Annotated in this window: 15 protein-coding genes and 1 riboswitch; all 15 genes read right to left on the minus strand. The window is 61.1% G+C overall.

What is annotated here, in order from left to right; all coding sequences use genetic code 11:
* Nucleotides 1-141: 141 nt before the first annotated feature.
* Complete coding sequence (locus ACB028_RS14460; RefSeq protein ID WP_371144573.1) at nucleotides 142-1,485, minus strand: M12 family metallo-peptidase; 1,344 nt, start codon at nucleotides 1,483-1,485, stop codon at nucleotides 142-144.
* A gap of 21 nt (nucleotides 1,486-1,506) precedes the next feature.
* Nucleotides 1,507-2,181, minus strand: coding sequence for a hypothetical protein (locus ACB028_RS14465; RefSeq protein ID WP_371144574.1), 675 nt, complete (start codon nucleotides 2,179-2,181; stop codon nucleotides 1,507-1,509).
* A gap of 449 nt (nucleotides 2,182-2,630) precedes the next feature.
* Nucleotides 2,631-2,945 carry a hypothetical protein gene (locus ACB028_RS14470; RefSeq protein ID WP_042070490.1) on the minus strand — a complete coding sequence of 105 codons (315 nt, stop codon included), beginning with the start codon at nucleotides 2,943-2,945 and terminating at the stop codon, nucleotides 2,631-2,633.
* Nucleotides 2,932-4,182, minus strand: a complete 1,251-nt coding sequence (gene pgaC, locus ACB028_RS14475) for a poly-beta-1,6-N-acetyl-D-glucosamine synthase (protein ID WP_371144575.1) — start codon at nucleotides 4,180-4,182, stop codon at nucleotides 2,932-2,934. The genes ACB028_RS14470 and pgaC (ACB028_RS14475) overlap by 14 nt, the downstream gene beginning before the upstream one ends.
* The gene (pgaB, locus tag ACB028_RS14480; RefSeq protein ID WP_371144576.1) at nucleotides 4,175-6,178 is read right to left on the minus strand and encodes a poly-beta-1,6-N-acetyl-D-glucosamine N-deacetylase PgaB; all 2,004 of its coding nucleotides are present in this window, start codon (nucleotides 6,176-6,178) and stop codon (nucleotides 4,175-4,177) included. Before pgaB (ACB028_RS14480) ends, pgaC (ACB028_RS14475) begins: the two co-directional genes overlap by 8 nt.
* A complete protein-coding gene (gene pgaA, locus ACB028_RS14485; RefSeq protein WP_371144577.1) occupies nucleotides 6,178-8,562 on the minus strand; it encodes a poly-beta-1,6 N-acetyl-D-glucosamine export porin PgaA in 2,385 nt (794 codons plus the stop codon). The genes pgaB (ACB028_RS14480) and pgaA (ACB028_RS14485) overlap by 1 nt, the downstream gene beginning before the upstream one ends.
* 158 nt (nucleotides 8,563-8,720) lie before the next feature.
* Nucleotides 8,721-8,799: riboswitch (cyclic di-GMP riboswitch) on the minus strand.
* Nucleotides 8,800-9,150: 351 nt separating this feature from the next.
* The gene (locus ACB028_RS14490; RefSeq protein WP_042070494.1) at nucleotides 9,151-9,465 is read right to left on the minus strand and encodes a hypothetical protein; all 315 of its coding nucleotides are present in this window, start codon (nucleotides 9,463-9,465) and stop codon (nucleotides 9,151-9,153) included.
* On the minus strand, nucleotides 9,452-10,702 hold the full coding sequence (gene pgaC, locus ACB028_RS14495; RefSeq protein ID WP_371144578.1) for a poly-beta-1,6-N-acetyl-D-glucosamine synthase: 1,251 nt from the start codon (nucleotides 10,700-10,702) through the stop codon (nucleotides 9,452-9,454). Before pgaC (ACB028_RS14495) ends, ACB028_RS14490 begins: the two co-directional genes overlap by 14 nt.
* Nucleotides 10,699-12,657, minus strand: a complete 1,959-nt coding sequence (gene pgaB / locus ACB028_RS14500; protein ID WP_254203534.1) for a poly-beta-1,6-N-acetyl-D-glucosamine N-deacetylase PgaB — start codon at nucleotides 12,655-12,657, stop codon at nucleotides 10,699-10,701. Before pgaB (ACB028_RS14500) ends, pgaC (ACB028_RS14495) begins: the two co-directional genes overlap by 4 nt.
* The gene (gene pgaA, locus ACB028_RS14505) at nucleotides 12,657-15,041 is read right to left on the minus strand and encodes a poly-beta-1,6 N-acetyl-D-glucosamine export porin PgaA (RefSeq protein WP_371144579.1); all 2,385 of its coding nucleotides are present in this window, start codon (nucleotides 15,039-15,041) and stop codon (nucleotides 12,657-12,659) included. Before pgaA (ACB028_RS14505) ends, pgaB (ACB028_RS14500) begins: the two co-directional genes overlap by 1 nt.
* Nucleotides 15,042-15,808: 767 nt before the next feature.
* A complete protein-coding gene (locus ACB028_RS14510; RefSeq protein WP_371144580.1) occupies nucleotides 15,809-16,714 on the minus strand; it encodes a DUF4434 domain-containing protein in 906 nt (301 codons plus the stop codon).
* Complete coding sequence (locus ACB028_RS14515) at nucleotides 16,714-19,653, minus strand: tetratricopeptide repeat protein (RefSeq protein WP_371144581.1); 2,940 nt, start codon at nucleotides 19,651-19,653, stop codon at nucleotides 16,714-16,716. The genes ACB028_RS14510 and ACB028_RS14515 overlap by 1 nt, the downstream gene beginning before the upstream one ends.
* Nucleotides 19,653-21,896 (minus strand): cyclic di-3',5'-guanylate-activated glycosyltransferase NrfB, encoded by a 2,244-nt coding sequence (nrfB, locus tag ACB028_RS14520; RefSeq protein WP_371144582.1) that lies wholly within the window; start codon nucleotides 21,894-21,896, stop codon nucleotides 19,653-19,655. The genes ACB028_RS14515 and nrfB overlap by 1 nt, the downstream gene beginning before the upstream one ends.
* 5 nt (nucleotides 21,897-21,901) lie before the next feature.
* Complete coding sequence (gene wecB, locus ACB028_RS14525) at nucleotides 21,902-22,984, minus strand: non-hydrolyzing UDP-N-acetylglucosamine 2-epimerase (RefSeq protein WP_061476496.1); 1,083 nt, start codon at nucleotides 22,982-22,984, stop codon at nucleotides 21,902-21,904.
* A gap of 641 nt (nucleotides 22,985-23,625) precedes the next feature.
* The gene (locus ACB028_RS14530; RefSeq protein WP_371144583.1) at nucleotides 23,626-25,476 is read right to left on the minus strand and encodes a M3 family metallopeptidase; all 1,851 of its coding nucleotides are present in this window, start codon (nucleotides 25,474-25,476) and stop codon (nucleotides 23,626-23,628) included.
* Nucleotides 25,477-25,534 lie beyond the last annotated feature (58 nt).

A 25,534-nucleotide genomic window follows, 5' to 3' on the forward strand; every position in this document is an offset into this window, starting at 1 on the left:
AAGTTTGTGGCAATGTGTGACAAGCGCAGACAACGAAGGGGCCCGCAGGCCCCTTCCCCCAGAGATCGAACTGCCCACGGGGCGGTTCGGTCTCCCGGTGTCAATCACCATGCCCGGGCCGGCAAGCCCGGGTAGGCCTTGTCAGGCTGGCAGCACCTCGGCCGGCTGGCGCAGCAGCGCCAACTGGTATCTGTGCTCGGCCAGCTCCACCTCGCGGCGGGCTTCCTCCACCTTGCCATCGGCACTCTTCACCGCCGCAATCAGCTGGTTGTAACGATCCCAACTGCCGTTGTACTCCTTCACCTCGTCGTTATAGCGCTGGCTGATCCCGTTGTACTGGCGGATCAGCTCGTTGCTCTCGCTGCGCAGCTGGTTGATCTGCGCCAGCAGGTCGTTCTGGATGGCGCGGATCTTCTGGTACTCGGCGAGGCTGTAACGGCCGTTGTAGCTGTTGTACTGCTGCACCAGCCGGTTGCTCTCCTTGATCGCCTTGTTGCTGCGCTGGTTGAGAGCCGCCTGCTCGCGCTGGTAACGCTCGAAGTTGGCCAGCAGCGTTTCCTGCCGCTCCTTCAGGGCGGTCTGGGCCGCCAACTGCTCACTGTAGTGAGTCCGTGCCGTCTCCAGTTCCTGGCGACGCTGCTCGAGGGTGCGCTCCAGCTCGCCCAGATCCGGCACCTCCTCCGTCACCATGGTGGGATAGAAGGCGGCGATCTGCGGCGTAGTGACCTTCAGGGCTCGCACCGCGTCGGCACCGTTGGCCGCATCGAGGTGATCCACGCCACAGGGCTGGCCCTTGCAGACCAGGTCGGGGCTGGAGAACTTGTACTCGTGGCTGAAGACCCCGAAGCTGGAGGGATAGGCCATCACGGTGACGAACGATCCTTTTACCCCGTGGCCCAGCGCATAGTGATAGGTGCCGCCCGTGCCATCCTGCAGACGGGAGTGGTTGAGCCCCATGTTGTGGCCCAGCTCGTGAGCCAGCACCACATCCCCGCAACCGGTGGCGGTGACATGGCTGAACATCTTGCCCGCTTCCTTGGAGAGATCCCCGTCGGCGTAGGCCTTGCGACCGTCGGCATAGGTCGCCGAACCGCCGACCCAGGCCAGACCGCAACTGCCGTGATTGCCGGTGTTGGGACGCAACAGCGCCACCATGTCGGCGCCATAGCGGGTGCGCAGGGTCGGCACCTCCTTGAACGCCTTGTGGGTCTGTTTGGTCACGGCATTGAGCGCCGCGTTGTCGGTGCCACCATCCGGATAGTCCACTTCGACGCTATGCACGGCGCGCACAGTCAGATCCAGGCCGCTGGCGGCGTAGATCTGGTTGGTGACGTTCACCATGTGCTGGATCCGGGTCTGGGCATCCCCCTGATAGCGGGCGGCCAGCCCGGGGGTGTGCAGCACCATCAGATCGATGGTATTGGCCACTGCCGGTGTAGCACCCAACAAGCCTGCGACCACGATTCCCAATGTGGTTCTTTGCATGTGATTTTCCTTTTTCTGTTGTTATTGATGTGTCGGGATCAGGCCGTCATTGTCACCATGACCCCGATCCAGTGGCGGGTTCTTGTAAACCCACCCTTTGCCCCCCAGGGTCTCGACGGAATAACTGCCTTGCGGCGTGCCGATAAACCCGAAGGTGGCCTGCTTGCCGACGGTGAAATTGACCGGATAGCCGCCACCGTCGATCTGCACTTCGCCCTGCCAGTTGCGCTCACCGCCCCGTTGCAACTGCACCTTGGTTACCCTGGCTTTCAGGGTGCTGCCATCGGGCAGCGGCAGAGTCACGCTGTCACCGATCTGGGCCCGTCCCAGCTCGTCACCCTGCAGGGCGATGGGTTGAAGCAGCTCAACCCCCTCGCCCGGCTCCGCCAACGGGAAGTCGGCATCTACCTCGGCGGCCTGCCAGGGCTCATCCAGTTCATAGCCCCCCTGCGCGCCGAGCCGACCGGGCTTCTCTGCCACCGGCATGGGTTTGATCTCCGGTACCGGCAAGGCAGCCGAAGCCACGGGTTCGGCCAATACCAGAGGCTCCATGGCGGTTTCTGCCTCCACACCGATGGCAACAGCGTCGTTTGTCTCTTTGGATTGCGGTCCCCTGACCCACCAGGCCAACCCCGCCAACAGAGCACACACAACCAGCACGCCAACCCATCTCTTTCGGTTTACACTGATATCCATGTCAAAAACAACCTTATAAAACAATGACTTAAAAAATTTAGAGCTGGAATACTAAACATGAACCACAAGGGATGGCAATAGTCTTTTGAAACCCTGCCTAGATGGAGTGTCGCCACAACACTGAGCGAGATGACAAAGAAACAGGGGCCAAGAGGAGCTTTTTAAAGGAAGGAGATCCCCTCGCGGCACTGACCAGGACAGGAGAGTAAGCGGGTTGCAATCGGGTGCCGGGAACATCCATCAGCGCCTCGCTCGCGACAATCTGCGTCGGCAGATCAGGCAAAGACGCTATCAGCCTCTGATGGCCCTCAGGTTTATCAAAGTGAATGCGTCGGGCGACAGACTGGCATTTTCTCTGGTCACACCCACGGGAGATCCCGGCACCGGCAACTTTTATGGATGGCTCTGTGCGGCCACCAGAAACGGCGGAGGGGCCCATGGCCCCTCTGTCACTTCTTCTTGCGCGCCTTGCGCTTTCTTACCAGCCTATACAAATACTTGTTGTACCTGGCCCAGGAGTGGATCAGCAGGAAGATACCTATCAACAGAGCCAGAAACAGCTGCCCTGCTTCCACCATATCGAGCGAACCGATGAAGTCTCCCCTTCCCCCCGTCTCCAGATAGTTGAACCAGGGCTGCAACACCAGAAACAGCCATCCTCCCCAGGTCACCAGCAGGATCAGCAGGTCACGCAGCCGATACTGCCAGCTGCGCCGCGAACCATTTTCGATGATCATCTTCTTGGCAAGCTTAGGTTCTGTCACGGAATGACTCTCCTCTGTCGGGGCTTTCCCAGACCGCCAGTCGACCACGGCGGCGCAGGATGGCCTTGGGGACGGCGACGACCACTGTCACCAGATTGAGCAGCCAGTAGATCAGGGGATACCAGACACACCATAGAAAGCTGCGGATCATGGTCTTGTCGTAGTGGCTGTCGATGAAGATGCTGACGGAGAATTGCAGCAGGCACATGACCGTCATCACCACGCCGGTCCACTCGAACAGGTGCCCGTTGGTCAGGCCGCTCAGATCCGGTTCAATAACCCAGATGAGCGACAGAAACAGCATGCTGTAGCACCAGAAGACACTGAACAGATAGTCCAGCAGCAGCACCCAGAAGCGATGATTGCGCCAGTGCAGTGCCTGCAGACCATAGCGCAGGAAGACCTCGACCCCGCCCTGGGCCCAGCGTAGCCGCTGTTTGTAGAGCCCGCCCAGGGTTTCGGGCATCAGCACCCAGCACAGCGCCTGGGGCTGGTAGTGGATGCGCCAGCCCGCCAGCTGCAACCGCCAGCTGATGTCGATATCCTCGGTCACCATGTCGGTGCTCCAGCCACCCACCTCCTCCACCGCTGATTTGCGAAACGCTGACACCACGCCGGAAACGGTAAAAACCCGACCGTAGATGCGCTGGGCCCGCTTGATGAGGCCTATGATGGCGCTGAATTCCCCGGTCTGGATCTTGCCAATGATGGTGGAGCGGGTGCGTACCCTGGGATTGCCCGTCACGGCGCCCACCCGGGGACTCTCGATAAAGTTTTTCACCATCCAGGCCACGGCGTCATAGTCGAGCACCGCATCGCCATCGATCCCCACCAGGATCTCCCCCTTGGCCAGCGCCAATCCGTTGTTGAGGGCCATGGCCTTGCCCTGGTTGGGCTGGTGCAGCACTGTGATCCTGCGGTCCTGCGCCGCCAGCCGATCCAGCCGCTCGCCGGTGTCATCCTTGCTGCCGTCATTGATGGCCAGCACCTCAAAATCGGGATAACGCTGACGAAGCAGGTGACTGATGGTCTCCTCCACGTTGTCCCCCTCGTTGTAACAGGGCACCATCAGGGTCACCTTGGGATAACGGGGCAGCACCAGACCAGCTTTGGCCTGCGCTATGTCCCGCCGCTCCCACTGGACGTAGTAGTAGAGGCCGCCGCAGATCCACACCATGGCCATCACGCTCGGATAGGCCAGGGTGAACATGGCGATGCCGTGAAGTAGTTCATTCATCCTTCACCTCCCGTCGATTGCCTGATACCGCAGGCTGGCCGGCGCTCTCTATGGACGCATCAGCGCCCCCCTTCGCCGCGGCAGATAACTGCGGCAAGAGCATTGGCCGGGGTCGGGTCTGCACCGAAAAGACCGGTCTGAGCACCGCCGGATCCGGCTGGTTGTTGTGAAAATCATCCGGGTAGTAGCCGAAATTGTTCACCCCCTTGCTTTGGATGATTTGCATCCAGCGCGCCAGTTCGGCGTCGGGTATGGGCTGCTCGGTGCGCCAGTTGCGGCTCTGCAGCTCAAATACCAGGCGCTCGGCCGGCACCCGGGCCAATGAATCCTCCGCCAGTCTGGCCAGCCACTCGTCCGGATTTTTCGCCTGCTCCATGTAGGGCATGGCCATCACGGCGGTGTAGTCGTAGGCCTTGGCAAACGCGGCCATGCTCTGGGCAAACCACTGCTGGGACTCAGGCTCGGTCACCAGGGTCGCGTAGATGTTGCGGGCGGTCTTGAGGCCATCCGCGCCCCCCTGACGGTAACGGGCGGCGGCATCACGCAGCTCCATGGTGAAATCGATCAGCAGGTCGGTCTTGCGCTCTCCCTGTGCCTGCAGTGCCTCTGGGGTGCGCTCCAGGGGGAAGGGGCCTTCGTAGTCGCTGAGGAAGGCGTCATCGTGGAACAGCAGGCCGTCGAACTTGGTGTAGAAACCGAGATCCTCGTAGATATCCAGCAGGATCCGGCGGCTGGCCGGATCCCAGGGTGAAAGGCGCAGATATTGCCCCTTGGCCGGCGCCCCGGTCCGACTGTCGGTCACATAGGCGTGGTTCGGCCCCATGTCGTAGGCCATCACTGGCATCCAGGCATACACCCTGACTCCGGTCCGGGTCTTGAGCTGCCAGGCCACCCGGTTGAACAGATCAGCCCTGACCGGCATATGGCGGTTGGGGAAGTAGAGCGCCTCCGCCACCCCATCCCCGTTGTCATCGGCATAGGCCTGCAGATAGACGGTAGTGATGCCGTAGCCCTTGATCCTGTCCAACAGCAAATCGATGTTGCTGCTCATCTGCCGGGGATCCGGGTCATAGACATAATCGAGATCCACGTGCACCAGCCGCTCAACCGGTGACTCCCAAGTATTGCCTCCCAGGATCTCGTCCAGGGTCTCGAGGCTGGTGTCCTCATCCAGCAGATAGCGGCGCACTGTATTGCCCGACTCATCCAGCCGGTTGATCCCCTCCGTCAGGGTAAAAGCAAAGGGCATCCCCGCCTCCCGGGCCAGCGCCAGCGCCGTTTCGTTGAAGGCGCCATAGGGCCAGACCATGATGCGCGGCGCCTGCCCCGTCTGCTGCTTCAACTGGCGAGCCGATGCGTCGAAGTCGGCCTTCACCCGCGCCCGGTAAGCGGCCATGGACTCGTAACCTGCCTGGCTCCAGCCCGTCGTGGCCAGGGCCGGTTGTACGTTGCCCTGGGGGTTGGCCAGCAAGCCGTAGTGCGAGGCAAAAGAGTGGGAGGCGATCTCCACCAGCCCGGAAGCCTGCATCTCGCGGATCTGCGGCCAGTTGACGAAATAGCTGCGGGGCAGTTTGTCGTTGCCGTAGGAGACCATCTCTCCCTCGTTCACCTCCAGCCAGCTGCCCACCAGCGCCAGCACGGCCGGATAGCGGTAGAGCTTGAGCAGGGGATAAACCAGCCGGTAGAAACTCTCGTAGCCATCATCGAAGCTGAGCAGGATCGCCTTGTCCGGCAGCGGCGCCTTGCCCGCCCTGGCGTCCAGCACCTGCTGGAAGCTGACCGGCTGATAGCCATGCAGCCGGATCCAGTTGAAGTGGCGGATCAGGGTGTCGCGCCGGATCGTCTGGGGGTAAAGCTTGAGGTTGGGGGTCAGTTTGAGGTCGACGATATCGTGATAGCAGAGCACCACGTAGTCGTCGGGTTGGCGAGCGGCACCTGCAAACGGCGACACCAGCCAGCAGAAGATAAGGATAAGGTGAGCAAGCTTGTGTCTCATCACATGAAGCTCCATTGCAGATGGGCGAAGACGAAATTGCCCGACTCGGGATGCCCGTCGTAAATGGCCATGCGCCGCCCCAGACCATAGCCAAGGCTCAGCGCAGGACTGAGCACCCAGTCATGGCGATAGCTGAGCTGCCAGCCCTGATCGCTGCCATAGCCCTCCTGCCAGTAGTGATTGCCGCTTATAGTCAGGCTTTGCAGCAGGGAGCGACGACCATCCAGCGGCAAGCGGTAGCGCACCGCCAGTTCCAGCTCCAGATTGCGATCGCTCAAGGGGTTGAAGTAGTCCGCGTCCACCTCCTCGTTGCGGGAGGTGGCGGCCCGCAGGGTGCCGTCAAACCACCAGCGATCCCGGCGCCAGAGATCCTGGCGCAGCCAGCCGGAGGCAGTGAGCCGCCGGTTGCCATCATCGATGTCCATGCGCTCGAGACGCAGGCCGCCCTCACGGGTTTCGTCCTGGCGCCAGCCAAGATCCAGCAGATATTGATCGGCATAGTGGCCCCGTGCCAGGGCCCGCAGCGGGGTGTCGGCGCTGTTGAGATTGACGGCGGCCCCCAGTTGCCACTGATCGTCCAGCCGCCAGTCGAGACGGCTCCACAGGTAGCCTTTGTGGTTAAGCTCGCTGCCCGTGCCCCCTTCCAGGGTCAGCAGCAGCGGATAGAAGGAGAGTTCGGCCCCGATCCCGCTGTAGGCGGCTCTCTCCCCTTGCTCCTCATAGTCGCCAAAACTGCCCTGATGGTGTGCAAACAAGCGATGACCTGCATCGCTGCGCCCGCTGTATACCCTGGCCTCGTAATACCACTCCCGGCTCGCCTGTACCGAGCCTCCTTCGTTACGACCGTGGGTCAGTTCGGTCGTGAGCATGGGGGCCTGCTCCAGAGCCAGCCGTTGTTGCAGCTCCCGGCGATCCCGGGTCAGGTTGCCAAGGGCTCGCACCGCTTGTGGCGTCTGCTGCCACTCCCCCCGGTCGAGCCGGGCATGGAGGCGTCCCGGCGCGGCCTGAACCTGCTGCGTCGGCGGCAACCAGCGTATAGCCTCCCTGTAGGCCTGCTCGGCTCCGTCAGGATGACCGCGCCAGCGCCTGATATCCCCCATCTGCAACCAGAGCCAGGGGTTGGCCGGCGCCGTAGCCAACAAGCGTGCCAGCCGCGCCTCCGCCTCTTCGGCCTGACCCCGCCAGGCCTGCAGTAGGGTTTGCAGTTGCAGCAACTTCTCGTAGTCATCGTTGGCCATGCGCTGGTTACCGGTGAAATCCCAGCGGGTCAGAGGCTCCTGCCAGCCGTCCAGCAACGCCTGGGCGGCATCGTAGTGCTCTGCATCCGTGTAGGTGTAGAAACGCTTCTCCAGCAACTCTCTGTCTTTCTCCCGCGCGGGAGTGGCAAGACGTTCATAGAGAGCCGAAGCCTCAGCCGTTCTCCCCAGCCCGGCCAGGGCATCGGCGCGCGCCTCCTGCACATAGTCGGGAAGCGGCCCTTCACCTTGCAGGATGGCGGACTCCCGCTCTGCCCGTTCAAACTCGCCGAGTGCAACCAGGGTCACCACCCGATCCCGCCGGGCGCTGATGTGGAGCACATGATCAGGGGGGGCGCGGACAACCAGCCCCTCCTGTAGTCGCAGGGCTTGCGTGAGGGATCGGCGGATCTGGGCAGGCTCCCCTCCCTGGGTTGAATGTCGCAGCAGGTTGGTTGCCTGGTAATAGTCGAGCCAGAGCCTGTCCACCGGCTTGAACAGGGCGGGATGACGCTCCATCAGATCGACCGCAGCCGGACCGGCGCCCAGACTGACCGCCACCCGATAGAGCGCCAGCACCTGATCGGGATTGCCGGGCTCCAGCTCGAGCCACTGCTGACGGGCCAGCAACTCTCCCATGGCGTCGTCCTGCTGGCGGGCCGCATAGATGCGGGCGTCGAGAATGGCGCGATCGCGACCAAAACGGGCTTCATATTGATCGGCCACCTGACGAGCCAACTCGTGATTGCCCTGATCGCTGGCGGTCAGAAGCAGCCCGAGCCAGCCGTCGGGATTGGCGGGATCGCGCCTTTGCAGGATGCTGTAGTAGCTGATGGCTTCAAAATGGCGCCCCTCGTCCCGGGCGGCGCGGGCCACCCCTTCCAGAGTGCTGTTGGCGATGGGCTTGAAATCACAGGGGGCACAGGCAGCCAGCGCCCCCTTGCGATCCCCGCGCCAGAGCTGCACGGCGATCAGATCATCGAGCACCTTGCGATCACCGGATTGGCGGTAGAGGGCATCGAGTCCCTTTGCTGCAGACTCGAGATTCCCAGCCCGGGCCTGGAGTACCCAGGCCTCCCGCTGGCGATCCACTTCATTGGCACAGGCCAGCAGAGGGCACAGGGCCAACAACCAGAAATAACTATTCATTCGACACACTCCCCCATGACAAACGAGGGCAGCATCGCTCTTGAGCGTTCAAGCAGATAGACAGATGTGACCGATACTGCCTGGTGAGCAGAGTGACTGACTCACCTCTGTAGTAACTTCGAGGGTAATCAGGGTGGCCATGACGCCGACACCTTTCCTTGTGCGGCCCAGCTATCTCGCAAACGGAGATCTGTGGCTTTCCGAACCCGACTCACATCGGGAGTGGCTATGAAATTCATTGTGCCAAAGCACAATTATTAATCAACAATAATGATAAATGTATCAACAAGCTATCTTTTGCCCTTACAGACATAATAAAAGACCACTAATTCTCGGCTATGCCGCACTTTATCTTGAGTGATTAATTCGAGTGATAATAAGCAGCGAAATGGGGCATGAAGAGGAAACAGCGTCGTCCCATTGCAAGGCGATATCTCGCCAATACCCCAAGGACGTTTTTAACCGGCAGTGGTTGCGGCCAGGCAACACAGGTCAGCAGCAAGGCGACAACAATAATTCAGTGAAAAGGCCTTGAACCCGCCATAGATGAATATCAAAAATGGCGGAGGGGCCCATGGCCCCTCTCGCTTACTTGTCCTGCTGTGCCGCCCGCTTTCGCATCAGGCGGTACAACAACTTGTTGTATTTGGCCCAGGAGTGGATCAGCAGGAAGATGCCGAACAGCAGCGCCAGAAACAGCTGCCCCACCTCCACCATATCGAGCGAGCCGATGAAGTTTCCCTCCGCCCCCGTTTCCAGGTAGCTGAACCAAGGCTGCAGCACCAGAAACAGCCAGCCACTCCAGGTCACCAGCAGGATCAACATATCCCGCATACGGTAACGCCAGCTACGCCGGGTGCCATTGCGGATGATCATCTCCTGCGCCAGCTTATGCTTTGTCACGGAACGACTCTCCTCTGTCGGGACTTTCCCAGACCGCCAACTGACCACGGCGGCGCAAAATGGCCTTGGGCACGGCGACGATCACAGTCACCAGATTGAGCAGCCAGTAGATCAGGGGATACCAGACACACCAGATGAAGCTGCGGGCCATGCTCTTGTCGTAGTGGCTGTCGATGAAGATGCTGACGGAGAACTGCAGCAGGCAGATGCCGGTCATCATCACACCTGTCCACTGGAACAGGTGTCCCCTTGCCAACCCCTCCAGCTCGGGGTTGAGCAGCCAGCTCACCGCCAGCATCAGCATGCTGTAACACCAGGCGACGCTGGAGAGATACTCCAGCAACAGCAGCCAGAAACGGCGATTGCGCCAACGCAGCGCCTGCAGGCCATAACGCAGAAACACCTCGGCTCCGCCCTGGGCCCAGCGCAACCGCTGCTTGTAGAGACCCCGCACCGTTTCGGGCATCAGCACCCAGCACAGCGCCTGGGGCTGGTAGTGGATGAGCCAGCCCGCGAGCTGCAGCTTCCAGCTGATGTCGATATCCTCGGTCACCATGTCGGTGCTCCAGCCGCCGACTGCCTCCACCGCCGACTTGCGAAACGCCACCACCACGCCGGAGACGGTGAAGACGGTGCCATAGATGCGCTGGGCCCGCTTGATGAGGCCTATGATGGAGCTGAACTCCCCGGTCTGGATCTTGCCGATGATGGTGGAGCGGGTACGTACCCTGGGGTTGCCGGTGACGGCGCCGACCTTGGGACTGTCGAGAAAATGCTTCACCATCCAGCGAGCGGCTTCATGGTCGAGTACCGCATCGCCATCGATGCCGATCAGTATTTCCCCTTTGGCCAGCGCCAATCCGTTGTTGAGGGCCATGGCCTTGCCCTGGTTGGGCTGATGCAGCACAGTGAGGCGATCATCTTGCCTGGCCAGCCGATCCAGCCGTTCGCCGGTGTCATCCTTGCTGCCGTCATTGATGGCCAGCACCTCGAAGTCGGGATAACGCTGGCGCAGCAGGTGACCTATGGTCTCCTCCACATTGGCCCCCTCGTTGTAGCAGGGCACCATCAGGGTCACCTTGGGATAACGGGGCAACTCGAGCCCCTCCCTGGCCAGGGCGATATCCCGCCGCTCCCACTGGAAGTAGTAGTAGAGACCGCCACAGATCCACACCAGCGCCATCACGCTCGGATAGGCCAGGGTGAACATGGCGATGCCCGTCAGCAGATCACTCACCGTGTCACCTCCGTGGTCGCTGCCCCCTGGCGGATTGAGCCGCCTTGTGCGCCCCCCTGCAATTCAGGTTGTGGCTGTGTCTGTACCGAAAAGACGGGCCTTAGCACGGCGGGATCCGGCTGGTTGTTGTGAAAATCATCCGGGTAGTAACCGAAGTTGTTCACTCCCTTGCTTTGGATGATCTGCATCCAGCGCGCCAGTTCGGCGTCGGGTATGGGCTGTTCGGTGCGCCAGTTGCGACTCTGCAGCTCGAATACCAGGCGCTCGGCCGGCACCTGGGCCAATGAATCCTCCGCCAGTCTGGCCAGCCACTCGTCCGGATTTTTCGCCTGCTCCATGTAGGGCATGGCCATCACGGCGGTATAGTCGTAGGCCTTGGCAAACGCGGCCATGCTCTGGGCAAACCACTGCTGGGACTCGGGCTCGGTCACCAGGGTCGCGTAGATGTTGCGGGCAGTCTTGAGGCCATCCGCGCCCCCCTGACGGTAACGGGCGGCGGCATCACGCAGCTCCATGGTGAAATCGATCAGCAGGTCGGTCTTGCGCTCTCCCTGTGCCTGCAGTGCCTCTGGGGTGCGCTCTAGGGGGAAGGGGCCTTCGTAGTCGCTGAGGAAGGCGTCATCGTGGAACAGCAGGCCATCGAACTTGGTGTAGAAACCGAGATCCTCGTAGATATCCAGCAGGATCCGACGGCTGGCCGGATCCCAGGGAGAGAGGCGCAGATACTGCCCCTGGGCGGGTTTACCGGTGCGGCTGTCGGCCACATAGGTATGGTTCGGCCCCATGTCGTAGGCCATCACCGGCATCCAGGCATACACCTTGACCCCGGCCCGGGTCTTGAGCTGCCAGGCCACCCGGTTGAACAGATCCGCCTTGACCGGCATATGGCGATTGGGGAAGTAGAGCGCCTCCGCCACCCCATCACCGTTGTCATCGGCATAGGCCTGCAGATAGACGGTGGTGATGCCGTAGCCCTTGATCCTGTCCAGCAACATGTCGATGTTCTTGTTCATCTGGCGGGGATCCGGGTCATAGACATAATCCAGATCCACGTGTACCAGCCGCTCCACCTGCCGCTCCCAGGTGTTGCCTCCCATGATCTCGTCCAGGGTCTCGAGGCTGGTGTCCTCATCCAGCAGATAGCGACGCACGGTGCTGCCCGTGTCGTTCACCTTGTTGAGTCCTTCGGCCAGGGTGAAGGTGTAGGGCATGCCCGCCTCCCGGGCCAGATCCAGCGTCGTCTCGTTGAAGGCGCCATAGGGCCAGACCATGATGCGCGGCGCCTGCCCCGTCTGCTGCTTCAACTGGCGAGCCGATGCGTCGAAGTCGGCCTTCACCCGCGCTCGGTAATCGGCCATGGACTCGTAACCGGCCTGGCTCCAGCCCGCAGTGGTCACCGCCGGTTGCACGTTGCCTTGCGGGTTGGCCAGCAGCCCGTAATGGGAAGCGAAGGTGTGGGAGGCGATCTCCACCAGCCCGGAGGCCTGCATCTCGCGGATCTGCGGCCAGTTGACGAAATAGCTGCGGGGCAGTTTGTCATTGCCATAAGAGACCATCTGGTCATCCGCCACCTCCAGCCAGCTGCCCACCAGCGCAAAAACGGCCGGATAGTTGTAAAGCTTGAGCAGGGGGTAAACCAGCCGGTAGAAGCTCTCATAGCCATCGTCGAAGCTGAGCAGGATCGCCTTGTCCGGCAGCGGCGCCTTGCCCGCCCTGGCATCCAGCACCTGCTGGAAGCTGACCGGATGGTAGCCCTGCTGCTTGATCCAGTTGAAGTGACGGATCAGGGTGTCGCGCCGGATCGTCTGGGGGTAGAGCTTGAGGTTGGGGGTCAGCTTGAGATCGACGATATCGTGATAGCAGAGCACCACGTAATCATCCGGTTTGCGGGCCGCCTGGGTGAGACCGGGCAGCAGGGTCAACAACAGAAAAAAAGGAGCAAGCCAGCGTCTCATCACATGAAACTCCATTGCAGATTGGCGAAGACAAAATTTCCATACTCGCGGTTGCCGTCGTAGACGGCCTGACGACGGCCCAGACCATAGCCAAGGCTCAGCGCAGGACTGAGCACCCAATCATGGCGATAGCTGAGCTGCCAGCCCTGATCGCTGCCATAGCGCTCCTGCCAGTAGTGATTGCCGCTCATGGTGAGGCTTTGCAGCAGGGAGCGACGACCATCCAGCGGCAAGCGGTAGCGCGCCGCCAGTTCCAGCTCCAGATTGCGATCGCTCAAGGGGTTGAAGTAGTCAGCGTCCACCTCCTCGTTGCGGGAGGTAGCAGCTCGCAGGGTGCCGTCAAACCACCAGCGATCCCGGCGCCAGAGATCCTGGCGCAGCCAGCCGGAGGCAGTGAGCCGCCGGTTGCCATCGTCGATGTCCATGCGTTCGAGACGCAGGCCGCCCTCACGGGTCTCGTCCTGGCGCCAGCCAAGATCCAGCAGGTATTGATCGGCGTAGTGGCCCCGCGCCAGGGCCCGCAGCGGGGTGTCGGCGCTGTTGAAATTGACGGCGGCACCCAGTTGCCACTGATCGTCCAGCCGCCAGTCGAGACGGCTCCACAGGTAGCCCTTGTGGTTAAGCTCACTGCCCGTGCCCCCTTCCAGGGTCAGCAGCAGCGGATAGAAGGAGAGTTCGGCCCCGATCCCGCTGTAGGCGGCTCTCTCCCCTTGCCCCTCATAGTCACCAAAACTGCCCTGACGACGAACAAACAGACGATCACCACCATCACTGCGGCCACTATAGAGACGGCTGTCATAACGCCAGTCGCGGCTGGCCTGCACCGAGCCTCCTTCGTTGCGGCCGTGGGTCAGCTCGGTCGTGAGCATGGGAGCCTGCTCCAGAGCCAGCCGTTGTTGCAGCTCCTGACGATCCCGGGTCAGGTTGCCAAGGGCTCGCACCGCTTGTGGCGTCTGCTGCCACTCCCCCCGATCGAGCCGAGCATTGAGGCGACCCGGCTCGGCCTGCACCGTGCGTCCGGCGGGCAACCAGCGCATCGCCTCCCTGTAGGCCTGTTCGGCCCCGTCAGGATGACCGCGCCAGCGCCGGATATCCCCCAGTTGCAGCCAGAGCCAGGGATTGGCCGGTGCGGTTTTCAGCCAGGATTCCAGTTGCGCCTCCGCCTCCCCAGCCTGACCACGCCAGGCCTGCAGCAGGGTTCGCAGTTGCAGCAGCTTCTCGTAGTCGTCGTTGGCCATGCGCTGGTTGCCGGTAAAATCCCAGCGGGTCGCCGGTTCCTGCCAACCGGCCAGCAGCGCCTGGGCGGTCTCGTAACGTTCCGCATCCGAATAGGCGTAGAAACGCTTCTCCAGCAATGTCTTGTCTCTGGCCCGTTCGGGAGTGGCCAGCCGGTCATAGAGCGCAGATGCCTCCGTCGCCCGCCCCAGCCCAGCCAGGGCATCGGCGCGCGCTTCGAGCAGATAATCCGGCAATGGCCCTTCTGCCTGCAAAGTGGCGGACGCCTTTTCTGCTTGGGCAAACTCGCCGAGGGCAACCAGGGTCACCACCCGATCCCGCCGGGTGCTGAGGTAGAGCACATGATCGCGGGGAGCGCGCGCCAGGATCTTGTCTTGCAGCGCCAGGACCTGGGTCAGAGAGGTACGAACCTGGGCGGGATCCTCGATCTTGGACGACATCCGCAGCAGATTGACGGCCTGATAGTAATCGAGCCAGAGCCTGTCCACCGGCTTGAACAGCGAGGGATAACGGGCCATCAATTCGCCGGCCGCAGGCCCGGCCCCCAGCCCGACCGCCACCCGATAGAGCGCCAGCACCTGCTCGGCATTATCCGGCTCGAGTTCAAGCCACTGCTGATGCACCAACAGTTCGCCCATGGCATCTTTCGCCTGGCGGGCGGCGTAGAGACGGGCATCAAGGATGGCGCGATCACGGCCGAAACGCTGTTCGTACTCGCTGGCCGCCTGACGGGCCAACCTCTGGTTGCCCTGATCGCTGGCGGTGAGAAACAGCCCGAGCCAGCCGTTGGGGTTGGCGGGAGCGCGCCCCTGCAGGACGCGGTAGTAGCTGATTGCTTCCGGATAACGCTTCTCGTCCCGGGCGGCGCGAGCCACCTCTTCCAGCGTCTTGTTCGAAATGGGACTGAACTCGCAAGGTGTGCAGGCAGCCAGCGCCCCCTTGCGATCGCCATGCCAAAGCCGCACCGCGATCAGATCGTCGAGCACCTTGTCATCACCTGTCTGTCGATAAAGGGCATCCAGCCCCGCTATGGCAGCCTCAAGCTCCCCCACCCTGGCCTTGATGACCCAGGCTTCGCGGGCGTTGTCCACCCCACCGGCCCATGCCAACGACGGCAGCAGCACCAGTAACCAAAAGATGCGATTCATTCGCAACATACCACCCATAACAAACGCGGGTCGTATCGTCCTTGAACTCCCACACGGATATACACACGCGTCCGCTCCTGCCCGATGGGCAAGATGGCTTCCTGACCTGTGTGCTGATTTGAGGGTGAAAGGTGGGCAGCAAGACCGGCACCTTTCCTATGTGCGGCCCAGCCATCTCCGGGAGGAGACCTGTAACTTTCCGAACCCGATTCACATCGGGAGTGGCGAGGACGACAATTTTGATTCTGTAGAGAATTTAGTCAATCCGGGGGTGTAACGAATTTATGCTCATCGACGAGTCGTGGAGACATGCAAAACCACAAAATTCAGGAGGGAAAATAGAATTGGATGAGGCAATTGATGTGCCAATTATAAGGGTTTTGGGGCTCATTCCCCTTTTATCATCACACTCACCAAATCGATCGTTTTCTCCGATGGCAGAAAGCGGGTCAAAATCAACACTGCGACACACTCTGTCGCAACTGACAATGCGCGTAATAATTATCCCTTGCCTCACTGGCCAACCTTCCATTTTCACCAGCAATATTGGCTGCCAAACAGGGCAGTAAACGCAGACACAAGCATCGTATGGTCGCCATGCCCCCCCCAGGTTCAAGAGATGAAATAACCTCTCCCGGCCATCGCTCATCTTTCCATGTGTCAGTGCCGCCGGGCGGCGCCCGCACCTCGCAGGCCGTCAGAGCCCAACCTGACAGACAGAGGCAGCGTCAACCACACGGCTTCTGTCTGTCAAAACGGCTCTCACCTCATCGCATATCGGACAGACCGGGCAGATAGCGCAGCGAGAAAAACCAGCGCAGGCTGCCACACCGGACGGGGGCAGCCCAGAGGGCTCTTTGTTGGGCCTCGTCAAGGGGCTCGGCACGGAAGGTGGCGCCGCCGGCTTGCTGCACGAACAGTTCATGGATCAGGCCAGACACCCGACCTGCACAAGGGGCCAGGGCGCTCAGATACAGTTCCCGTTCGGGCTGGCTCAAGACACCAGTGCCACTCCCATCCTGTACCACGAGGCTCACTCCCGCCCCTGCCAGACGGCTCAGGAACGCCTGATAGGCTTGAGGACTCATCTTGCCAGTGAAGAAGGTACTGGCATAGACGGGGACGGGGGCCAGTTCGCGCAAGGAGTTGACCGAACTGGCCAGATGGCTGGCCAGCAGCGCTTGCCGCTGCGGTTCACGCCAGTTGAGATCGTCCAGCTCGGCCGGCAGATACCAGCCTGCAATACTTCCCTCACCCAGGCGCTTGCGCCACTCTTTCGCCAGACGTAGGTTATGACGCTCCTGCTGGTCGAGATAGCGAGCGAGAGAACCGGCGCTTTGATCCTGACGTTGAAAAAACGCAGGATCGGCGTAGAGCCCCATAACTAGCCTCAGGCCAGCCGCCCGGGCTCGCTGGAGCCGGGCCGCCAGCCAATCGCTCTCCTCCGGTTTTGCAAAGACATCACCGTAGCGGGTCCACTGCACGACGAGCGTATCGAATCCCTCCCGTTTCACCTGTGCCACTATCTCGTCCCAGCGCGCTTCGCCGAGGGCGGCATCCCGCAACTGGGGCTGATAGAAGATCCCCTGACTAACCTGCCCCACCTGACCCCCATGGGCAGGCAGCACAATCCCCAACAGAATGAGGGCCAACCCCTTGATCCAATGTCTCATTACCATCTCACTCCCATGGTCATCATCAGGGTGCCCTTGTCGCCTTCCCGGTCGGGATCAATCTTCAACAGGCGCTGATATTCGACCCCCAGACTCAGTTTGTGGGGCCAGGCGTCGTAGCGGGTTTCGCCGAACCAGTGGTTCCAGCGTATCCCTACTCCTCCCATCAGCAGGCTGTAATCGTCGGAGCCGGCGTTGAAACCCACCACATTGCCTTCATCGTTGTAGTAATCACGGTCCGGACTCTTGTCGTTCCAGTACTGACGCCCCTGCACATGGGCATAGGGCTCCAGCGTGTCGCCCCGCCGGATCTTGTGGTGGTAGCTGAGCCGGTAATCCGTGACTAGGCTGGTCTGTTGTGAACGCAGGTAACGGGCCGCATCCAGATAGAGGTTCTGGGCCCACCAGCCACTCTCGCCGACCTGCCACTCATCGCTGTACTTGCCATCGTTCAGGAAGGAGGCGCTGGCCCGGATCAGGGTATCGTGCTCACCGCCCTGACTGCTGTTGAGTGGAAGCAGCTCTTCGGCTGCAAAGAAGATCGTCTGGCTTCTGAATGGTTTCCAGCGCAGCCCTACCCCCAGGGTGGGATCCCGAAAATCCAGAGGATTGCCATTGCTGTCAACTTCATAGGTGCCGTCTTCGGACAATCCTTCATCGGGGTGATAAATCCGCTTGCCCTGGCTGCTGCCATAGAGACGGCCATAGAGGGAGAGGGTCTTGCCATCGCGGATGGGCTCTTCTCCCAAACGGTACTCCACCTCGGCCTGGGCATAGCTCTGGGCAACCGAGTTGCCCCCGATGCCACTCACCGTGCCCTGGCCCGTCCCTGTCCAAGCATCGAAACTGTAGGTCCAGCGCCGCCCCAGATCTTCATGTAACCGTCGCAGGTCGTAACGCAACTGTGCCGGTTGCTCACCATCGATAGCCTTGGTGGCGTACTCACGCGCCTTCTGGTTGTGTACCAGAGACTGATTGATATAAACCAGCTGCTCGGCCAGCTCGGTATCCCCTGTCCGATAGATGGATTCCAGCCAGTCGCTGGCCGCCTGCTTCTCGCCATTGTTCAGCAGGGCATAACCGTAGGCGAGCTGGTATTCCCGATTATCCGGCTCAAGGCGGTTTGCTCTGTACAGGGCCTTGCTCGCCTGTGCCGTCTGTCCGAGCGCCTGATGATGCTGCGCCAACTGTGCATAGTCGGCTGCCTGCGGCGCCAGGGCAATGGCCCGCTCCAGGCTGGCAATGGCGGGTCCATCCTGCTGGGTTCTGGCCAGAGCACGCCAATATTCAGCATCCTGAGGCAACCCGGATTGTAGGTATTGCTCCAGCCACCGCCGAGCCTGAACCAGGTCTCCTGCATCCAGGGCAGAGCGTATCGCCGCCATCTGCTCTTGCTGCTCAGGGGCCAGCGTGACCTGCTGCCAGGCCTTGAGCGCCGCATCATAATGGCGGTTCTCATACGCCTGATAGGCAAACTGGCGCACATCGCCGGGCAGCCCGAAACTGGCGGCGCGGGAGAAGGCATATTCGGCCAGACCCGGCTTGTGCTGACGATAGCAGCTGCCAAGCGCCCGCCAGCTGTCGGCATCATAACGAGCCGAGAGATCCCCCAGCACGCGTATCACTCCCTCACACTGCCCCGACTGTGCCAGCAGATTGGCCTGCAGACTGCGCAGCCCAGATTCGGGGAGCGGCTCGGACAGGCGCTCGGGCAAGGCGCCTGCTCCGGTTTCCCCTTGCAGCAGGGTCAGACGCCGGATCAGAGTCTCGCGACCCGCCAGGCTTGCCCCCTGATAGGGCCAGTAATCGATGAGCAGATCACGACTCGCCGCTCGCAAGCCGGTCTGTTGCAGCCGGTAACTGACCAGTTCCAGCTGCACCATGGGCTGCCGGGAGCCTTGGATCAACCGGCGACCATCTCTGGCCAGCTTGTCCCATTGACGCTGATGCAGGGCAGATTCGAATGCCAGCTCGGCGTTGTTGTACGCGGGAGTGCTGGCCAACAGACGATCCAGCTGCGCCCAGCGCCCCTCCCGGCGCAACACGGGCACCATCAAGCCGGCATAGAAGCCCTGGTTTTCGGCAAATTGCAGTGCCTCGTCGCCCTTCAGGGTGCCGTTACTGGCTGCCAGTTGCAGCCACTCTCGTTCTTGGGCTGCCTTGGCAAAATGCGGGGCATGCGCCTGCTGATAACGCTTCAACGCCGCTCCCCCTTGCTCCTTGCCCAGCGCCAGTGCGATGGCCAGATCCAGCTCGCCATCCTGGCTCGGCAGACGGCGGCGCAGCGCAACCGCTTGTGCCACATCGCCTTGTGCCAGCGACATGTTCAGCCACTGCTTCAACTCCCCCCGGCTCAATTTGCCAGCCTTATCGAACCAGGCAAACTGCCCGGCCGCCAGCGTCCAGTTACGTTCACCCAGCGATCGTTGCAGCAAGTCATGACGCAGGCTCAATCCCTGGGGAGTAGCCGCCAGCTCGGGATCGTCCAGCGCGGTGGCCAACCCCTGCAGGTCCACATCCAGCAGATCACGCTCGGCCCGGGCAACCTTGCATTCAAGCAGGTTGCAGGCTGGATCCAGCGGATCCTTGCGCTGCAGCCCCTCGGAGAAAGCAAGCAGCCCGACATCAGCGGGCGTGATGGCCAACTGCTGGTTGACCAGCGCCGCAGCCTGCTTGTCCTGACCAAAATGTTCATAGGCACGCGCCAGATAGAGCGCGATGACGGGGTTTTCAGGTTGCAGCTTGCGGGCCTGCTCGAACTCGGCGATGGCACGATCACGATGCCCCCGTTCCATGGCCGAAAATCCCTTCTGCAGATGGGGATAGAGCACGAAGCGTTGGTAGCTGCTCACTCCGGGCCCCAATTCATAGTCGTGCTGGGCCGCCATGACTCCCTGACCGAATAGCAAACCGGACAGGAGCAATAATTCGGGACGCATCAGATCGCCTCCTCCTGCTGCCGTGCCAACCAGGTTCCATTCGCCCCGGCCTCCCGCAGCAAGTCATGCAGATTCAATTGATAAGTGCCTTGCAGCACCAGAGCCTGGGCCAGTACCTGTTCACTGATCACTTCCTGCTCAACCAGAAAGCTGGCGAGCGTCTTTTCACTTCGCTCGTGCCGCAACAGCAGGGAACGCAGGGCGGCTTCGTCTATGTGACCAAGGGTGACCAAGAGTTCGGGCAGCATCACCTGGCTGGCCAGATATTTGTTCCAGATAGAAGTAGATTGCGCTTCAGCAATCTGGCCATCGGTCAGTGCGCGTTGCAGCAATGCCCGGGGATCGCCCTCCTGGCCACGGGCGTACCAGTGGCGAAGCCCCACTGAGACCTCTCCCTTGCAGGCAATCACATAGGTGACGGGCGAACGGAGTTTGCGAGAAAGGGCGCCAAGAGAAACGGGGTCAAGGTAAGTTTCACATGCCAGCACCAACACTCCGTCTTCGATGCGCAGCGGCAGCACGCCATAATGCATGGCGACGTTGGGCGGCACTCTGTGCAGCGTCTCCCGCTCCAGGCCATAGGCATCGATATGCTCCCAGCTCACCCCGCTCTGCTCGGCCACGCCGGCAGCCAGCTGCTCCCTGGTGATCAGCCCCTGCTGTACCAGGTTGCTGCCCAGGCGCAGACCGGGCTGTCTGTCCAGCAACACCTGATCCAGCTGCTCTCTGGTCAACACCCCCTGATCTATCAATATCTGGCCAAGCGGTCGCCGGGCCCGGTTTTCTTCTCCCAGACTGGGAAAATCATGGGTCGTCTTGTCCCAGGCAACCCGGCGCGGATCCCCCTGGGCAATGATCTGCGAGAGCGCCCGCCAGTTGGCCATGAAGTTGATGATGTTGCCCCAGAACAGGCGCGGAATGGACATCAGCCCCTGCACCATGCCGTAGTAGCGGGTCACGAAGATCAGCCGTTGCAACATGCGATTAATCATCAGGAACAAATTGATCCAGAGCAGGGTGACCAGCCAGGCATCCCCCTCGAAGATGGAGAGAAAGTAATAGGGATCCGGAGCCAGCCACTGGTAGAGCACGAGTGCCAGCAGTTGCAGCAGAATTAGGCTGGCGGTGAAGCTGAGGAAGTTGGTCAGGGCCCCCTTGCGATCCCGCCACAGGAAGTAGTTCAGCTTCCAGTTGCTACTCCATTTGTGTGTCTTGAAGCCTTGATAGACGATGCCGATGATCCAGCGCGACTTCTGGCGAACCGCCGTCTGGAAGGTATCGGGAAAATACTCCCGCACGCAGATGACATTGGTATCCCGCTCATACATGCCAAACCGCCAACGTTGATTCGGAGTACTTCTGGCTTCACGGATAACGGGGAAGCGAACGAAGATCTCTTCCATTCCCTTCTCCTTGAGCCGGAAACCTATGTCGTAGTCTTCCGTCAGACTCTGCACATCGAAAGCGATACCGTCCCCGTCTTCCAGGAGCGCGATGACGGCGCGACGGCTGAAACAGGTGCCGACTCCGGCGCTCGGCACCTGGCCGGACACCGCCTCGCGCACCGGTACATCCTTGCTGTGCAGTTCGGCAAATTCGTCCAGATAGTGCAGGCTGGTGAAGTTGTACCAGCTGCGCTCGAAGGGATAGACGGGGATCTGGATCAGATCCTTGCGACCCACCAGATAGTTGAACAGCCTCAGCTCCATGTCCGAGATGACATCTTCGGCATCATGCAGGATGAAACCGGCAAAGGAGAGATTGGCCTTGCGCTCGAACTGGAAGATGGCATCCAGCACATTGTTGAGGCAATCCGCCTTGCTGGTCGGCCCGGGACGGGCACACACCACCTTGTGCACATTGGGAAAGCGGGCACAGACCTCGTCCACATCCTTCTGGGTATCGGGATCATTGGGATAGGTGCCGACGAAGATCTGATAGTTCTCATAATCGAAACGGGTCGCCGCCAGCTCGGCCATCTGGCCGATGACGCCCGTTTCGTGCCAGGCTGGCACCATGATGGCAAGAGGCTGCTCTTCCCGCTCGTACAATGCCTGATAATTCAGGCGATCATGCTGGCGATAAACGGTCAGGCGCCGCCAGGCATTTCGCAGCCAGTAGACGATATCGATGAAGAGATCATCGATCCCGCTCACCAGCATGGCGATCGCCACCACGATGGCGATCAGCTTCAGACCATAGAGATAGGTGGCAAAGCCATCCACCAACCAATATTCCGGCATCGTGATTACCTCAGCAAGGCATCAGCCATGATGGCGACGATGCGGGCACAGGCCTGACCATCCCCGAACGGATTGGCCATTACCCGCGGGGCGAAATCACCCACTTGCCACAACTCGCTGACCCGTTGGACGATGCGTTCCTCATCCGTCCCCATCAATTGGGCGTAACCGGACTCCACCGCCTCGGGCCGTTCTGTCTCCTCGCGCAGCACCAGCAGGGGAACACCATAGGTGGGTGCCTCTTCCTGCAGACCTCCCGAATCCGTCATCACCAGCCAGGCATCGGCGATGGCCTGCTGCATGGCCAGATAGTCGAGGGGCTCGGTCAGGGTGACATTGGGCAGGTGCCCAAGCAGCGGGTAGACAGCCTGCTTGATGACGGGGTTGAGATGCACCGGGAAAAGCACTCGCATATCGGGATTGGCCGTGGCAAGACGCGCGATGGCACGACAGATCCCCGCGACTTCATCACCCCAGTTTTCCCGCCTGTGCACCGTCACCAGCAGATGCCCCGGCTGCGCATCGCTGCGCTTGATGCCATGGTGCTCTCCAACCCACAGTTGGGCGTCGATAACGGTATTGCCAGTGACATGTACTTGCTCTGCCGGTACCTGCTCGGCCAGCAGACAGTCACGCGCACGCGCCGTCGGCGCCAGGTGCAATTGGGCGATGCGTCCAATCATCTGGCGCAGCCCCTCTTCCGGGAAAGGGCGATCGAGACGATAGGTTCGCAGTCCCGCCTCTACATGGGCAACAGGCACCTGATGATAGAAGCCGGTCAGCGCACCGAGGAAAGCACTCTCAGTATCACCCTGCACGACCACCATGTCCCAGGACTCTTGCTCCATCAGCCCTTCCAGCTGGGCCCGGCAGCCCTGGCTGAATTCAAAGAGGCTCGCTCCCTGACGTACCAAAGACCAGTCTGGCCGGATACTGAAACAGTCGAGCAACTGGGTCGCCATGCTGTCATGCTGCCCGGTATGCACCCACTTCACATCCGCCCAGGCTGAATGCCGCAGGGCATGATAGAGAGGGGCCAGTTTGATTATTTCCGGCCGGGTACCCGATACCATCATGATCTTCTTCATCACAACATGCTCCATTCAGGGAATCGATCTCCTAGCAAACGTTTTACGAGCCAACATAAAGAGGCGTACGCATGCTGCAGGAAAAATGCAATAGATAACAAATCACTGGAGAGAATAAGAAAGCAGAAGAAAGAACATCTCCTGCAGATCATCGCCGGCGAATATCCAGAGGCAACGACACATCCTGATGCGTATGCTGACTGCATCATCCGTGTTTGCGCGGCCCGGGATTAGATGCGTACCATCATGAACAGATGGTGAACATTCTCAGATATGGGACGATATGTCTGACCCTCGTCGCAGGCAATCCAGCCATCTCGCCAGGGAGATCTGTGATTTTCCGAGCCCGGCTCACACCGAGGGTGGCTTGTTCATAATCTGCCTGTTAGCCCAACTCGTCCACAATTAAAATGTAACAATTCAATAAAAAGTGTAAATTTCATTCGAATCCCGACCAGCTCCCCAATGACGGCCTGATGAGACGCTTCCCAATCTGCCTAGCTGTCCCCTTTTGAGGCTTCCTAAATATGCTGACAGCAGACACCTAACCACACCTTCCGGTGACGGATTGCATACCCAGGCCCATAAAAAGAGCCCCTTTCGGGGCTCGTGGCACTCGTTATGTCAGGTGACAACACCGGCTACACCAGCGATGGCTGACGCCCGGTTGCCAAACGGTGGATCCAGGCCTCGAAATCGGCCAGCATGCGGGCCTCTGACTCGCTGTTGTCGGCGATGAGCTCGGCGCCGTGTACCACCCGGATGTGAGCGTCTAGCGGCATTCCTTCCCCCGCCGGCGGACGTTGCTGTGCCGCATCCATACACTCCTGCGCCTGCTGCCACGCCTCGGCCACGCTCCGGTTGCACGCCTCGGCCAGCGGCGCCGCGCTAAAGCCCTCGCCGGTGAGGCTGCGCAGCGTCTCATCATGGCTCTTGCCGTTGCCCGGCCCCCAGTAGTGGGCAGCCAGATCCGGTCCGATGCGCGGGTTGTCGGTGAGGTAGCCGTCGCGCTTGAGGAAGTAGGCGCGGGTCTGCTCCACCGCCATCAGCGCCAGCAGGTAGCCGTGATAGGCACAAGCCGACTCCTGGTTCAGCAGGTGCGGAATGGCCAAGAGCGGGCGCGGGCTCTCGACCCCCAGGATCTGGCGCTCCCAGCGACGGGCCAGCGCCAGCACGGCGGCCGGGGTGCGTTCGCTCTCTGCCATGGCGTAGAGATCCCGCTCGAAGTAGGCCACCAGCGCGATCTGGCGCTCGTTGAAGGCGCGAAATGGCTGGCGCGCGGCGATCATGGCCTCGATGAGCGCATCGGGGATCGCCTCCCCCGCCGCATTTCTGGCATAGCGCTTGAGCCAGTCCGCGTCATCCAGCAGGCTGTCGCAGAACATGGACTGGGTCTCGGCATAGGCCATGGAGGTGGGCGGGAACTCCTGGGAGAAGCAGGGGGCATTGCCGGTGACATTGGCAAAGTGCGCCGCGTGGCCGCCCTCGTGGAACAGGGTGTTGAGCCCGCTCCAGCCGCTGCCCACCTGGGCCGGGTTGGCCAGGCTGGTGAAGTTCACCACCGCCGGTACCCACTCCCCATCCTGCCAGAAGCTCGGCACCGGGCCGTGGCAGAAGCCGTTCTCGTATTTCCCCTCCCGGGTCAGCAGATCCAGGGTCAGGGTGGCGCCGCGATACTGGATGCCGAGGCGGCGGAAGCTCTCCACCCAATCCTTCAGCGCCCGGGAGAAGGGTACATAGGGGTCGAGCTGGCGGGTCACGTCACCGCTCACGCTATAGCGCAGGTTGTGGGGCAGCAGGGCCTCCTCCCCCTTGGCCGCCTTCAGCTCGGCCAGGCTCTGGTGCAGCCGTTGTTCGGTGCGGGCGATAAAATCATCGAGGATGGCGAAGAGCTGCTCCGGGCTCATCTGTTCGTTCTTGTGCACCTTGTAGTCGAAGTAGTCGCGATACCCCATGGCGCAGGCGAAGCGGTTGCGCAGCGCGACTATCTCCAGATAGCCATTGTCGACCACCCAGTTTTCCAGGGTGTGGAACATGGCGAGCGCACTCTGGCGTACCGCGTCATCGGCACTGGCGGCCAGCGCCGTGCTGGCAGCGGGCAGGCTGCCTGCCACCTGGCGGCCCTGTTCGTCCAGCAAGGTCAGCTTCAACCCCTTGCGGCGGGCAAACAACGCGGCCTCGGCAGCCACCAGCTCATCCATCAGGGCCGCAGCCTGAGGATCTTCGATGACGTTGCACTCGAAAAAGGCGAGCCAGCCCTTGAGCCCCCGCTTGAGATCTTCTTCTTGTGCCAGTGCGAGCATCTCGCGCAACTCGGGCAACCGTGCCGGATTGGCACAAAAGCCCTTGTAAGCCTGCTCGGCGGCGGTGAAGCCGGCCTGATCGTCGCTGGTGCCCATGTAGGTGGACCAGAAGAGATCCTCCTTGCGCCTGTGCACCTGCAGGTAGTCGGCGTTGAGCTGGTTGAAGTAATTCCTGGCAATGGAACTCATAAACTCCCTCTTTTTAATGGGGTCACCCGCACGGGGCCCACTCCTTATTGGTGAAATG

This window comes from Aeromonas sp. S9(2024) (assembly GCF_041403185.1).
Classification (GTDB): Bacteria; Pseudomonadota; Gammaproteobacteria; order Enterobacterales; family Aeromonadaceae; genus Aeromonas; species Aeromonas enteropelogenes.

Coding starts and splice junctions, on each gene's coding strand:
- pgaA (WP_371144579.1), bottom strand. CDS start 15,041: ATGAATCGCATCTTTTGGTTACTGGTGCTGCTGCCGTCGTTGGCATGG.
- ACB028_RS14530 (WP_371144583.1), bottom strand. CDS start 25,476: ATGAGTTCCATTGCCAGGAATTACTTCAACCAGCTCAACGCCGACTAC.
- nrfB (WP_371144582.1), bottom strand. CDS start 21,896: ATGCCGGAATATTGGTTGGTGGATGGCTTTGCCACCTATCTCTATGGT.
- pgaA (WP_371144577.1), bottom strand. CDS start 8,562: ATGAATAGTTATTTCTGGTTGTTGGCCCTGTGCCCTCTGCTGGCCTGT.
- wecB (WP_061476496.1), bottom strand. CDS start 22,984: ATGAAGAAGATCATGATGGTATCGGGTACCCGGCCGGAAATAATCAAA.
- ACB028_RS14465 (WP_371144574.1), bottom strand. CDS start 2,181: ATGGATATCAGTGTAAACCGAAAGAGATGGGTTGGCGTGCTGGTTGTG.
- ACB028_RS14510 (WP_371144580.1), bottom strand. CDS start 16,714: ATGAGACATTGGATCAAGGGGTTGGCCCTCATTCTGTTGGGGATTGTG.
- pgaB (WP_371144576.1), bottom strand. CDS start 6,178: ATGAGACACAAGCTTGCTCACCTTATCCTTATCTTCTGCTGGCTGGTG.
- pgaC (WP_371144575.1), bottom strand. CDS start 4,182: ATGAATGAACTACTTCACGGCATCGCCATGTTCACCCTGGCCTATCCG.
- ACB028_RS14515 (WP_371144581.1), bottom strand. CDS start 19,653: ATGCGTCCCGAATTATTGCTCCTGTCCGGTTTGCTATTCGGTCAGGGA.
- ACB028_RS14460 (WP_371144573.1), bottom strand. CDS start 1,485: ATGCAAAGAACCACATTGGGAATCGTGGTCGCAGGCTTGTTGGGTGCT.
- pgaB (WP_254203534.1), bottom strand. CDS start 12,657: ATGAGACGCTGGCTTGCTCCTTTTTTTCTGTTGTTGACCCTGCTGCCC.